At 34.2% G+C, this 13622-nt stretch carries 13 protein-coding genes and 1 pseudogene; 10 read left to right on the top strand and 4 right to left on the bottom strand.

Features of this window, described 5'->3' with window-relative positions; all coding sequences use genetic code 11:
• Window positions 1–87: 87 nt before the first annotated feature.
• Window positions 88–1347, bottom strand: coding sequence for an MFS transporter (locus LCF45_RS15570; protein WP_033734131.1), 1260 nt, complete (start codon window positions 1345–1347; stop codon window positions 88–90).
• Window positions 1348–1571: 224 nt separating this feature from the next.
• Window positions 1572–2195: an ArsR/SmtB family transcription factor gene (locus LCF45_RS15565; protein WP_033734133.1), complete on the bottom strand. Its 624-nt coding sequence runs from the start codon at window positions 2193–2195 to the stop codon at window positions 1572–1574.
• A gap of 183 nt (window positions 2196–2378) precedes the next feature.
• On the opposite strand from LCF45_RS15565, the gene LCF45_RS15560 reads away from it, so the two are divergent.
• Both LCF45_RS15560 and LCF45_RS15555 read left to right on the top strand, forming a co-directional pair.
• On the top strand, window positions 2379–3443 hold the full coding sequence (locus LCF45_RS15560; protein ID WP_048516809.1) for an ABC transporter permease: 1065 nt from the start codon (window positions 2379–2381) through the stop codon (window positions 3441–3443).
• Window positions 3443–4114 (top strand): ABC transporter ATP-binding protein, encoded by a 672-nt coding sequence (locus tag LCF45_RS15555; protein WP_002128101.1) that lies wholly within the window; start codon window positions 3443–3445, stop codon window positions 4112–4114. The genes LCF45_RS15560 and LCF45_RS15555 overlap by 1 nt, the downstream gene beginning before the upstream one ends.
• Before the next feature lie 72 nt (window positions 4115–4186).
• Here the strand turns inward: LCF45_RS15555 and LCF45_RS15550 are convergent, their stop codons facing one another.
• Together LCF45_RS15550 and LCF45_RS15545 are read right to left on the bottom strand one after the other, a co-directional pair.
• Window positions 4187–5311, bottom strand: a complete 1125-nt coding sequence (locus LCF45_RS15550; protein ID WP_263892942.1) for an LPXTG cell wall anchor domain-containing protein — start codon at window positions 5309–5311, stop codon at window positions 4187–4189.
• A gap of 145 nt (window positions 5312–5456) precedes the next feature.
• A complete protein-coding gene (locus tag LCF45_RS15545; protein ID WP_263892941.1) occupies window positions 5457–6038 on the bottom strand; it encodes an ATP-binding protein in 582 nt (193 codons plus the stop codon).
• A 213-nt stretch (window positions 6039–6251) separates the two neighbouring features.
• On the opposite strand from LCF45_RS15545, the gene LCF45_RS15540 reads away from it, so the two are divergent.
• From LCF45_RS15540 to LCF45_RS15505, 8 genes and pseudogenes are all read left to right on the top strand, one after another.
• Complete coding sequence (locus LCF45_RS15540) at window positions 6252–7172, top strand: class I SAM-dependent methyltransferase (RefSeq protein ID WP_078206917.1); 921 nt, start codon at window positions 6252–6254, stop codon at window positions 7170–7172.
• 141 nt (window positions 7173–7313) lie between these two features.
• Window positions 7314–7532, top strand: coding sequence for an RtcB family protein (locus LCF45_RS15535; RefSeq protein WP_002110694.1), 219 nt, complete (start codon window positions 7314–7316; stop codon window positions 7530–7532).
• A gap of 230 nt (window positions 7533–7762) precedes the next feature.
• A complete protein-coding gene (locus LCF45_RS15530; RefSeq protein WP_263892940.1) occupies window positions 7763–8275 on the top strand; it encodes a hypothetical protein in 513 nt (170 codons plus the stop codon).
• Between the two features lie 106 nt (window positions 8276–8381).
• Complete coding sequence (locus LCF45_RS15525) at window positions 8382–9341, top strand: RtcB family protein (protein WP_033708066.1); 960 nt, start codon at window positions 8382–8384, stop codon at window positions 9339–9341.
• 350 nt (window positions 9342–9691) lie between these two features.
• Window positions 9692–10279 (top strand): TetR/AcrR family transcriptional regulator, encoded by a 588-nt coding sequence (locus LCF45_RS15520; RefSeq protein ID WP_139358499.1) that lies wholly within the window; start codon window positions 9692–9694, stop codon window positions 10277–10279.
• 107 nt (window positions 10280–10386) lie between these two features.
• A complete protein-coding gene (dltB, locus tag LCF45_RS15515) occupies window positions 10387–11553 on the top strand; it encodes a D-alanyl-lipoteichoic acid biosynthesis protein DltB (protein WP_002128092.1) in 1167 nt (388 codons plus the stop codon).
• Between the two features lie 70 nt (window positions 11554–11623).
• Window positions 11624–11863: a D-alanine--poly(phosphoribitol) ligase subunit DltC gene (dltC, locus tag LCF45_RS15510; protein ID WP_002128090.1), complete on the top strand. Its 240-nt coding sequence runs from the start codon at window positions 11624–11626 to the stop codon at window positions 11861–11863.
• Window positions 11864–12067: 204 nt separating this feature from the next.
• Window positions 12068–13472 (top strand): annotated as a pseudogene (locus LCF45_RS15505) (IS4 family transposase).
• Window positions 13473–13622: the final 150 nt, after the last annotated feature.

The raw sequence follows: 13622 nt of genomic DNA, 5'->3' as shown, positions 1-13622 counted from the left end.
TTTTTAGTGAAGTATTTTTCATTCAAAATTAAATAATTATAATTATAACCCCGTCCCAAATTTAGAACGGGGTTAAATTTGTTCCTGCTATAAAGCCGTACCTTTCCCGCGCTCTACTTTAAACCGAACTTCAAAAGTATCCGCTGTAATTTCATCAGCTTTCGGCAAAGCCCTTAATTTCGGATGAAGTAGCCATACGAGAGAAATAAATAAAATACCGATGCTAGCGAGCGCGAAAATGAGTTGGCTACTAAATACATTTGCGGTGTATCCACCAATTAAAGAACCGAACGGCATAGCAATTTTCCCCATACTTCCTATGACTGTATTGATGCGTCCGATATATTGATTTGGAATTACAATTTGACTAATTGTCGCGAATAATATGTTGGTCGCACCAATTGGAATCCAAGCTAGGCCGAATAAGATAATAGAGAGCCATTGAAACGGTACAATCGTAGAGAGAAACCAAAAGATAGCGCCAGTCGCAAAGCCAATAATAGAGACACGGCCAACGTTACGTTTGCCAACCCATGAACTGAATAATGCACCGATGAGACTACCTGCTGATATAGCAGCTAAGAAGAAGCCATATGATTTCACGCCTCCTAAAGAATCAGCGAAAGAAGGGAGTATTGCCATTGTCATACCAATTGAAAAATTAGCGACTACTGAACCGATTAAGAATACGCCCATTAATGAACGAAAGACGATGGAAAAACCTTCTTTTAAATCAGAGAAATATTGTTTAGTTGAAAGTGATGTATTGGTTTCTGCTTGCTGTGGCATTTTCAATGAAAAGAACAAAAGGGCAGTAATCGCGAATGTAAAAGAGTCGATTACGTATAAAGTGATTGCGCCAAGTAGTGCTACTAATATGCCAGAAAGAGTCGTACAAATTAAGTCAATGCCTTGATAAGCAAATGAAAAGAGAGAGTTTCCTTTTAATAATTGTGTTTTATGCAGTAGAAGTGGTAAAGCTTTCGATTGTGCGGGATAGGCAAATTGTTCGATAAAGGCTACGATGGGCATGATGATGAGTAGTAGTTGGACTGTTAGTAGGTCGAAGTAGTGTGTAATGGGAATGATTAAAATAAGAATGCATTGCAAAATTTGTGTAATGACGAGGGTGTTTTTGATTGACCATCTATCAACGAATGGACCGGTAAGAAATTGAAGTGTAGAAGGTAATAACGTAAGAAAACCAGCCAATCCAGAATAAAAAGGATTACCACTCAGCTTGTATACGAGCCACATCGCGGCTACATAATACAAGCTATCTCCTATGTTTGTAAAAATTCTCCCTAAAAACATTAAGAGGAAATTCCGGTTTTTCAATATGTCCATTTAATCTACTCCTTTATAATAAATTTATTCGGTAAAATAAATTTGACCGTTTATCCCGCATTAACGGGCAGTAAGACTCCCATCTCAAAATTCAGCGGAAGCAAAGAAGTTAGGTGGGGGGATCAACTGCCCGTAAAAGCCCGATTGGTTCAACTAATAATCAGTGGGGGATGAACAAAACCCCCCCACTGATTAAAGTTTCACTTTATGTAAAAAAAATCGTATTATGATTTTTCTTCTTTTTTAACAAAGCGCTGCATTGCTCGCTCGTCGATTTGAAGTGCAGTAGTAGAAATGTAATAAGATTTACTATTTGGATCTTTATCCGCGTCTTTTGTGATTTCGTTTAATTCAGCCATTAATTCATGAAACTTTTTCACCCACACTTGAAATTGTTCTGGCGTAGCATCAAATTCCCAGCAGGATGAAACGTAATTCCAATCAGCTGGGTCTTCGCTTACTTTTCGTAATGTAAAAGCTTCTTCTGGCGCAGCGAGAATATGGCTTTTCGTCATTTCCGTCATTTGTAAAAAGATTTGGCGACTTGATTCGCTTAATATTTCTAAATGAGGTAATAGGTTCGCGGCAGGGGTGAAGCCTTTAGCGACAGATTGATAAAACTTTTGAACGATGCCATTCTTTTCTTCTGTATACACAATTTCTATAAAACCATTCTTTTCTAATTCTTTTAAATGATAATGAATTTTCGCCCTTGGAATGCCGAATTTCTCAGATAGTAGTTGTCCTGTATAAGGACGTTCACATAGACGCATCATCATTTCGACACGTAGTGGATCGCTTATTGCTTTTAGTTGGCTATAAGTAGTTAGTGTTAACATGGGCTTCAAATGATCAACTCCTCAAATTAAATTACTCGGTCAAGATTATTTGACTGAATTGTATCAAGGATTTTAATTGTTTTCAATACTTTCTGAAAATTTAATTTTCATTCTGTAATCTTCCGTTCATATTCCGTTCATATTTCTTTTTTATGATAAGTGCATAGAAAGTAATAGGAAGGAGCGAGCGAAATGTTTTTAGCTCTGCGTGAATTAAAACAATCAAAATTAAGATACGGATTAATCGGACTTATTATGGTGTTATTATCATTTTTAGTCCTTGTCATTTCAGGATTAGCAAATGGATTATCATATGATAATGCTTCATCGATTCAAAATATGGAGGCAAATAAGTTTGTATTAGCAGATGATGCAGAAAATAAATTACTTCGTTCACAAATTAAGAAAGATGATGTAGATAACGTAGTAAATCAAGTAGGCGAGAAAGAGGCCGTTCCGTTTCGTGTGAAAGTTTCAACGTATGAAAAGAAAGATAGTTCGAAAAAAGTGGATGTCGCTATTTTCTCAAGTGAACGTGATTCATTTTTAGAACCGAAAATTGTAGAAGGCGAGAAATTAGGTACAGCAAATAACGAAATGGTTGCTGATGAATCAATTAAAGAAAAAGGAATCGATATTGGGGATACAATTATTGATCCTGTTTCAAAGAAAGAATTTAAAATCGTTGGATTTACGAAAGATCAAATGTTTAGCCATACACCAGTCGTTTATGTAAATGAAGACGTATGGGGCGCTATTTCACAACCAAACCAAAAAGATTATAGTGCAATTGCGCTTAATACAGATAAAGAAATTAAAAATGCACATGTTATCGACAAAAAAGAAGTGCTACAAAGTATTCCAGGATTTAAAGAAGAGCAAGGAACATTAACGATGATCATTGCGTTCTTACTTGTTATCGCTGCGTTACTAATCGGTGTATTCTTCTACGTAATTACACTGCAAAAAACACAGCAATTAGGTGTACTAAAAGCAATCGGTACGAAAAATTCTTATTTAGCAAATAGCTTAGTCGTGCAGGCGTTATTCTTATCAGTCGTTGCGATGGTAATCAGTATTGTTCTTGTACAAGGATTAGAACAAATTTTACCAGCGGGTATGCCGTTCTTATTAACAACACCAATGATTGCACAATATGCAGCAATCTTTATCGTCATTAGTATTTTAGGAACACTTATTTCGTTATACCAAGTATTAAAAGTTGATGCATTAGAAGCAATTGGAGGCGGGATGTAATGACTTCATTATTGAAATTAGACAAAGTAAGTAAAGTGTACGGAGAAGGGAATACGGAAGTAACAGCCCTTCATCCGATGTCGCTTGATGTGAAAGCTGGAGAATTTATCGGAATCGTCGGTCCTTCTGGATCAGGGAAAAGTACATTATTATCAATCGCAGGTGCTTTATTATCACCGTCAAAAGGGGATATTTACATTCGTGAGCAAAATATTACGAAGTTATCAGAAAAGGAAATGACAGACATTCGTTTGAAAAAAATCGGCTTCATTTTCCAGTTCGCAAATCTTGTTCCATATTTAAATGTAAAAGAACAATTGCTTTACATTGCAAAGTTAAAAAAAGACAGCAAACAAGAATCGGAAAAGCGTGCGGATCACTTGCTAGCAGCATTTGGATTATCTGAAAGAAAAACTCATTATCCAAATCAACTATCGGGCGGGGAAAAACAAAGGGTAGCAATCACTCGTGCTTTCATGAACAACCCAGATTTAATATTAGCGGATGAACCAACTGCAAGCTTAGACTCAAAACGCGCACGTGAAGTCGTGGAAATGATGAAACGTGAAGTGAAAGAAAGTCAAAAAGCAGCAATTATGATTACGCATGATGAAAGAATGCTTGATGTATGTGATCGTATATTGACACTTAGAGATGGACAGCTAATATAAAGAAAAAAGGCCAACCGTACATATATGTGCAGTTGGCCTTTGTATGATTATTTTAAAATAGATATAATGGCTTTATTTTGAGAATAACGTTTTAATTTTATTTCGTGTTACTAATAAAAGTCCACCTAAGACAGATAACATTCCTAAAGGCACGTTACTTGATTGCTCACTACCAGCGTTAGGAAGTTCTCTAGCACTGTTTTTCGCTGGAACAGTAGTATTGTTATTGTCTGTTTGCGTTTGTTTCGATTGTGATACTTCATTAATTTTGTTATCTACATTTTGCTTTGTTGTATGTAACTCAGCTAATTTGTCATCAATTTTTTTCTCAGTATGTTTAAAATCGTTTATTTTAATATCTAAGTCTTGTTTTTTCTTTGTTAAATCGTCTGAAACAGTTTGTTTCGCTTGTTTCATTTCGTTTATTTTATTTAGTAAATCTTGTCTAGCTTCTTGTAATTCAGCTAGTTTGTTTTTCACATCTTGTTTAGCTAGTTCTAAGTTAGATGAAAGACTATCTAAATTGCCTTTAATTTTCTTAAGTTCTTCTAATGTGTTACCTGTATTCGGTTTATTTTCTTTAATTTCAGCAAGTTTGTCCTCAGCAGTTTGTTTCGCTTTCTTTAACTCAGCTAATTTGTCATCTACCTGTTTTTTTACTTCCTTAAGCTCATTAACCTTTGCATCGATATTTTCTTTATGCTGCTTAATTTCATTCACTTTTTCATCAACAGTTTGTTTATGTTCTTTAATCTCATTAACCTTTTCATCAACAGTTTGCTTATGCTCTTTAATTTCAGCAACTTTTTCATCTACTTGCTTTTTATGCTCTTTAATTTCAGCGATTTTATCTTCGGCAATTTGTTTGTCTTGCTGAAGTTTTGCATCTAACTCTTGTTTATGTTGTTTAATCTCGCCAATTTTTTCATCAGCAACTTGTTTACGTTCATGTAGTTCATTTACCTTTGTATCAACATTTTCCTTAACTTGGTTAAGTTCATTTAATGTTTGATCCACATTTTCTTTGTGCTGCTGTAATTTCGCATCTAACTCTTGTCTATGTTGCTTAATTTCAGCTAAGCGATCTCCCGTACTTTGCTGGGGAGTAGCTTCATTTACTTCTGCATGAGTAGGGGTAGATCCCGCAATCATTGCTAAAGCTAGTGTAGAAGCAGCGATTGTTTGTTTTGTTTTCATATTTTTGTACCTCTTTCCTATGAGTGAACTCTATTGTGTAAAATTGAGCATATAGAAGTAGATTATTTTATCATTATATACCATGTTCGGCGCTTAGAGGAAGTATTTGCATAATAATCTATGATTATGTGATTCTTATAGTCTCTTATTTTGGGATAGGGGACAAATCTTCAGCAAGATGAACAATTTCTTCTATAGTAGATTTTACATCTTTACTATCGCGAATAACAAACAAATAATCAGCCTCATTTTCTACAGGATCTACCACATCTTCATGCAGTGATTCGGCCTGTTGGCGATTGAGTACCTCTTTGAAACTAGAATAGTTACCTCTAAATATATTTGTACTTCGCTTGCTACGAGTCACTCTTTCATAAAGAACATCATCTGGGATGTCAAAATGAACTAATATGCGTACATATTCCTCTTCCTTAAACAGCTCATTCAGCAAATACATTCGTCCGTTTCGGGTTCTATTTGAGTTGCAAATAATAAGGTGTAAAATCGTATGTTCTTTTGCATAATCAACAATGAATTTCGAAAGAACGTGCTTAAATATATTAGGGCCTTCAGTTGGCTGTAATTTTTCATAATGCGTGTTAATAAATTCGGCTTGGTTATCTGGATCCATAATGAAAGAGTGGGGGAACTCTTTTTCTAGCGCTTTTGCAAATGTAGTTTTTCCGCTGTGCGTTTTTCCTACTGTAATAATGACTAGTCGTTTCATATTGGCCTCCATATGTATTGTTATAATCTGGAATATTCGATGTGGATCGAAATCTTCCTGCCAAGGAATACATAAATTGTTGGAGCGGTAATGGGTTGAAAACTTGACAAAAAAACTTATTTATGCTATAATTTACCAATATAAAAATAAAGTGTATAATAGGGTTCTCCTGGCCAGGGGAACCCTATTTTTGTTGTGAAAATGAAGGAGTGTATGTGCATGAAACAAGGTGAAGCAAGTGTAACGTCGTTAGTATCAGCTTTCGGAAGGGCGTATCATAGTGAATTTGATAGTTCTAAAATCTTTGATGATTATGTAGCTAAAGATCTTATTTCACAAAAAGAACGTAATGATATTGAAACGAACATGGTTCAAGGAATACATTTTTTCAATAAAGACATTGCACAGCAGTTTCAAGACAATCCGAAAGGAATTTTAAAATGGATTACACAAGTTCAATTATCACCAACACCTTTGGCACGCGCGGCATATTGTGAAAGAGTGCTATTACATGAAATTGCATTAGGTGCAAAGCAATACGTCATACTCGGTGCGGGCTTAGACACATTTAGTTTTAGACATAGAGAGTTAGAGAATAAAATAGAAATATTTGAAGTGGATCATCCTTCTACGCAGCGTTTTAAGGTGGAAAGAGTGAAAGAAGCAGGGCTTGAAATTCCAAGTAATCTTCATTTTGTTTCGATAGATTTTACAAAAGAATTTCCTTATGAAAAGTTACGTAATGAAGGATTTGAAAATACAAAAACTTTCTTTAGCCTTTTAGGTGTTACGTATTATTTAACGAAAGAGGAACTTTCCAGTTTAATAGAATATTTATTCGAGATAGTTCCAGCAGGAAGTTCTATCGTTTTCGATTATCCCGATGAAAACTTATTTACGGAAAAAGGATTATCCAATCGAGTTGAAAATATGATAAAGATGGCTGAGATAGGCGGAGAGCCGATGAAATCGTGTTTTTCTTATACCGAAATGGAAGCACTGTTAGAGAAGGTGGGCTTACTCATTTATGAGCACTTATCACCAGAGGATATTAATAAATTATATTTTGAGGGACGAAACGATTATTTAGAAGCTTTTGAGACGGTGCATTATGTACATGCGGTGAAGAAGTAGAGAATTAGTAGGCATGGGGAGAAATCTCTGTGTCTTTTTTGGGGGGAAAAAGGAAATAGGGGATAGTGGTAGGAAGTATAATAATATGTATTATATATGAATATCTGTTTTGTAGAAACTAAAGGAAAGGGGAAATAAAAGATGTTGAAATTACAAGGAAAATACAATGAAGCGAAAGTATTTACTACTAACGTAGAAGAAACAGCAGCAGGTCAAATTATTGATCTTTGTAACCAAGAATTCGTAAAGGATAGCAAGATTCGTATTATGCCAGATACACATGCGGGCGCAGGTTGTACTATTGGGACAACAATGACAATTCAGGATAAAATCGTTCCTAATCTAGTTGGGGTTAACTAATTCGGCTCCAACTTTAAAAAACTCGCTCAATTGCTGGAAACCCTAACGTAAAGGCGAGGGCAATCAGCAGCCAGAGGCTATAGTGATATAGTCAAATGGTTCAGAGACTTGCACATTGTTAGCAGACATTCGTGCAGAATTATTCCGTAATCTCTACCTTTAATTATATGGTTGATGTAGGAGGTGTTATTATAATTTTACACTATATATAGTCGAAGGAGTATAACGAAATGGCAAATAGAAAAGTTCATAATGATGGATTAACACCAAAGCAAAGATATTTCAAAAAGGTCTACGATGAAGCTCCAATGATCGAGTGTGTATGTGGTTGTGGTGAAATGATTAAATCCAAAGATAAGTATGGCAGAGATAAAAAATATATTAATGGACATAACGGTCGTAAATATACTACTCCTAATCAATACAAACTCGAATGGAATTATCGTCATAGAGAACAAAGATATGCTTATAGGAAAAAGAGAGCGTATGAAATAAGAGTCAACTTCATTAACAAATTAGGTGGTAAATGCATTAAGTGCGGTTTGGAACATGATGGTATGAATACACCTGCCTTTGATTTTCATCATGTAGATCCAAACTCTAAAAATTTTAACGTAAATATGAATTCAATCAATCATTATAGCTTGTCAAAACTTGAAGAAGAAGTGAATAAGTGCGAATTAATTTGTGCTAATTGCCACCGAATCCATCATTGGCAAGAACAATTTGATTTTATAGAATAGTTAATACGGCGAGCCTATGGTAGAAGCTGCTTACTTCAATGACCGTAGAGAAGGTATAGTCCACTCTTTCAGGAAACTGGGAGATAAGTACGATATTGGTTGTGGCATGGAAGTTGTTATGATTAATAAGAAGAAAGAGGAAATCAACTTCGATCATTTAGACGAAACGATTCGTCAATTTGTCCCAAGTGGTTTTCGTATTCGAGATAAGGAACATAGATTTTCAAAAATGATTGATTTTGATAGTGTAAGAGCTCCATTCACATTACAACGTGCTCAAAAGAGTATTGGTACGCTTGGTGGGGGAAATCATTTTGTCGAACTGAATGAGGATGATAAGGGGAATGTATTCATTGTCATTCATAGTGGTTCTCGTAATTTAGGTAAACAAATAGCAGAGTATTATCAAAACCTTGCTTATGAGCAACTTATCAACGTTAAATCTATTAAAGAGGAAATCATTGAACGTTTAACAAAAGAAGGCAGACAAAAAGAAATACATGAAGCTATACGCGGGATTAAGAAACCGACGATTCGCAAAGAGTTAGCTTATTTAGAAGGACAAGGATCTAAAGATTACATGAATGATATGAAAATCGCTCAAAAATATGCGGAGTTAAATCGTAAAGCAATGATGGATGAAATCGTCACTAGAATGGATTGGAAAGTAATAGATCAATTCACTACAATTCATAACTACATCGATATGGAAAATATGATTTTACGAAAAGGTGCTATTTCAGCTCAGAAAGATGAACGAGTAATCATTCCAATTAACATGAGAGACGGTTCAATCATTGCATTGGGTAAAGGAAATGCAGATTGGAACTTTTCTGGACCGCATGGAGCGGGGCGCATTATGAGCCGTAAGAAAGCTAAAGAATTACTTAACTTAGAGGATTTTCAAAATACAATGAAATCAGTTTGGACTACATCTGTTGCAGAAAGTACTTTAGATGAAGCTCCAATGGTATATAAGCCAATAGATGAAATTGTTGAGAATACAAAAGAAACAATTGATATCAAACATATTATTAAGCCGATTTACAATTTTAAGGCTAATTAAAAGATGAGTAACCTGTATTGTAATGAAATATAGTATTGGAAAGTGGTCAGTATATTACTATTGGGAGTAGAGTAGAAGGATTATGAAAAATAATGTAAATGTTTATATAGGGGTAGCAGCGCATGCCCATCAACTTAAAAAATATATACCCCCCAAAAAAGAAAAAAAGAGCTGAATTCTCAAAATAACTAACTATAGAGAAAGAAAATCTTCATTTAGGGGTTACTTTAAAACCTTAGATTGGTGGATACGGGATGGTACTCAGTATTGTAAAGAATGCTCTAATAAGTTATTATAGGTTTGTATAAATTGGTCGGTTGACCAAATAAAAAATAAGATGGTGAAATACAATGTCTAGTCCAAAAAAAACAGCTACTCGGAATCAAATACTAATGGCTACGTTTGAATGCTTAGCTGAAAAAGGTACAACCGCTATTACATTACGAGATATTGCTACAAAAGCGGGAATTACTTTAAGTTTAATTCACTATTATTTTCCAACAAAGGAGGGTTTATTAGTTAACGCTACCTCTTATGTCATGCAAAAACAAATTAAAGAAATTCAGAAGGAACTCTCAAACATACAAGATTTTTCAGAGAAATTGAAAAATCTTATATTTGTAGTACATCACCAATTCAAAAATTCTGAATGGAGAAAGGTGTATTTTACTTTATTAGCGGCAGCAGCTTGGTCACCGAAAATTATGGAAGAAATTCAAGTTCTACAGAACCAATTGATAGACATAATTCAAGAATATGTTCAAACTTCCAATGTAGAAATCATTGACTTAGCAGCATTTTCAAGGGCCTTATTGGCTTCAGTGAATGGATTAGCATTACAAGTTATGCATGGGGCTTCAGAGGAACAAATTGCTCCGGCATATGCGATTATAGAAAAAGCATTTATATCAGAATTTGCCCTCCAAAAGAAGCAATGAGTGATTACTAAACTCTATAATCCCGAGATAATTCATGTGCCAATCCATTATTCCATGAGACCAAATGGAATGTAGGATTGTAGAACATTATAAAGTGAGGTTACAGCATGACCGCATATGGATCATTTTATTTTTTCGCTATAGTGGGGATTTTATTGATACCTACTATCATAGCTGGATTAAGAGGTAAAATGTTGCGCAAATATAATGCTGTCTTAACGCTAATTATGCTTGCTATTATCTTCTCGGATAAACCAAATCAAGCAATGATGTTAGCAGTATTTATTATTTGGCAATATGTCCTTATTAAAGGCTATTTACTACTAAGAAAACAAAATAATAATACATTCATGTTTTACATGGCTGTTATTTTGTCGATTTTGCCACTGATTTTGGCAAAAATCGCACCATTTGTACCTGAATTAAAACTCATTGTTTTTACTGGTATATCTTATGTAACATTCAGGGCAGTACAAATGGTATTTGAAATTCGCGATGGCTTAATTAAAGAATGCTCATTTTTTAATTTCTGGGAATTCATTTTGTTCTTCCCTGCCATTTCGACCGGACCTATCGATCGGTATCGCAGGTTCCAAAAAGATATTCAAAAACCACCAAGTGCTGAAGAATATCAAAATCTACTATACATGGGTATTAACCGTATTTTTCAAGGTTTTCTGTATAAATTTATACTTGCTTACTTAATAAAAGAAAATATTATGGATGCAACAATAGCTCACCAAAACACAATTTTATCAAATATGATTTATATGTATAGCTATAGTTTATATCTATTTTTTGACTTCGCAGGTTATAGCTCATTCGTAATCGGTGTCAGTTATATGATGGGTATTAAAACACCAGAAAACTTTAATAAACCGTTTATCAGTCGTAATATTAAAGATTTCTGGAATCGTTGGCATATGAGCTTATCATTCTGGCTCCGTGATTTTATTTACATGCGCTTTGTCTTTTTTGCCACAAAGAAAAAGCTCATAAAAAATCGCTATATGATTTCATATATTGGCGTCTTTTTGAACTTTTTTATCATGGGAATTTGGCATATTACAGGTCATCATATTGCTCAATATATGATTTATGCTCTATATCATATTGCTCTGTTTATTTTATTTGATATTTTCGAACGAAAAAACAAGAAGTATAAATTTTGGCCCAACAATACGTTCATGCATGTCCTTGCAATTGTGATTACATTCCATTTCGTATGTTTCGGTTTCCTAATTTTCTCTGGTCACCTAAATAATTATTTTTAATAAGTAATTTCTTTTCTTGTAACTAAGAAGTTACTAATAATACATTTCAGATATAAAGGAGATTTTTTTAATGGTAGAATTCAAAAATCAAGTATTAGATATTTTAGAAGAAGTATGTGAAAATGATATTGTAAAAGAAAATCCTGATGTGCAATTATTTGAAGAAGGTATCCTTGATTCTTTTGCTACAGTATCTTTACTAGTAGAATTCCAAGAACGTCTAAATATTGAAGTGTCTATTTCTGATTTCGATCGTGATGAGTGGGCAACACCAAATATGATTATTAAGAAGTTGGAAGATATCCGATGAAAAAGCAACCTTGGGTCAGATGCTCCTAGCATTGGACCTTTTTGTGATCCTGGTATAAAAAATCTATAAAACTTGGACATTTTGATACTCTCACAATCTTTGGGTTCATCCGCATGCCCATCAAGTTAAAAATATTCACTATGCCCAAGTATAAAAAAACGTTATTCTTTCTAAACAAGATTATTAGAAAGGATGACGTTTTTTATGAATTTTTCGATTCAAGGTGAACTACAATTATTTGCTGAAGAATTATATCAACATCTTACTCCTTCATTTTTAGAAAAACTTGCTAGAGAAATAGCTTTTGTACAACGAAAGCGTAAGTTTTCAGGTCATGATTTAGCTACTATTTGTGTCTGGATAAGTCAGCGGGTAGCGAGTGATTCTTTAGTACGACTGTGTAGTCAACTTCATGCTGTTACAGGAACTCTTATGAGTCCAGAAGGACTTAATAAGCGATTCAATAAAAAAGCTGTTTGCTTTTTAAAACATATTTTCTCTACATTATTAAAAAATAAAATTTGTGAAACATCAGTGATTCCAGGCTCTTCAATCTCTTATTTTCAACGAATTCGTATTTTAGATGCAACGATTTTCCAAGTGCCAAAACACTTAGCTAGTGTGTATCCTGGATCAGGTGGTTGTGCACAAACAGCGGGTATAAAAATTCAGTTAGAATATGATTTACATAGTGGCCAATTTTTAAATTTCCAAGTGGAACCAGGGAAAAATAATGATAAAACTTTTGGAACAGAGTGCTTAGCTACATTACGTCCTGGAGATCTATGTATTCGGGATTTAGGCTATTATTCACTGGATGATTTAGATCAAATGGACCAACGTGGCGTGTATTATATATCACGGCTTAAATTAAACAATATGGTGTATATCAAAAATGGATTTCCTGAATATTTTCGAAATGGGACAGTAAAAAAACAGTCTCAGTACACCAAAGTTGATTTAGAACACATTATGAATACCTTAAAACCAGGGCAGGTCTATGAAATAAAAGATGCTTATATTGGAAAGGATAAAAAACTATTCACTCGGGTGATTATGTATCGATTAACAGAAAAACAACTGCGTGAGCGTATGAAAAAACAAGTGTATACGGAAAGTAAAAAAGGTATTACGTATTCAGAAAAAAGCAAACGATTAGCTGGCATGAACATATATGTTACCAATACACAATTTTTATTCTCTCCGTTGGCAAATTGAAATCATATTTAAAACTTGGAAATCACTTTTTCAAATTCATCATTGCCAAAATATCAAACAAGAGCGATTAGAATGCCATGTTTATGGAAAACTCATTGCCATTTTTCTATGTTCTTCTACTATGTTTAAAATGCGACAATTAATTTTACAAAAGAAACAAAAGGAATTAAGCGAATATAAAGCTATTGGAATGATTAAAGATCATTTATACATCTTGTATCAAGCTACGCAACTAAACACCCAAGAAATAACAAAGATTCTTATTCGGCTGTTCCACCTCCTACAGAAGAATGGACGGAAATCTCACAGATACGAAAAGAAAACAGTCTTTGATATTATGGGGGTTGTCTATGAGTATAATGAGGTGACCCGGCAAAAGAAAGATGCATAATTTTTGAAATTAGGCCGATTGAGGTTTATTTAGCATGCTCATTTTTAAGGATACACAGTATTTTAAGGGTTTTTCCGTTCATATGAACGAAAGTTCATTTTGTTTTGGTTCTTAAGTTGATGGGCATGGGGTAGCAGCGGCTATAAGCAT

This window comes from Bacillus sp. 41-22 (assembly GCF_025809295.1).
Lineage (GTDB): Bacteria > Bacillota > Bacilli > Bacillales > Bacillaceae_G > Bacillus_A > Bacillus_A mycoides.
Note: the sequence above shows the minus strand (reverse complement) of the source record. Positions and strands in the feature narration are given on the sequence as shown.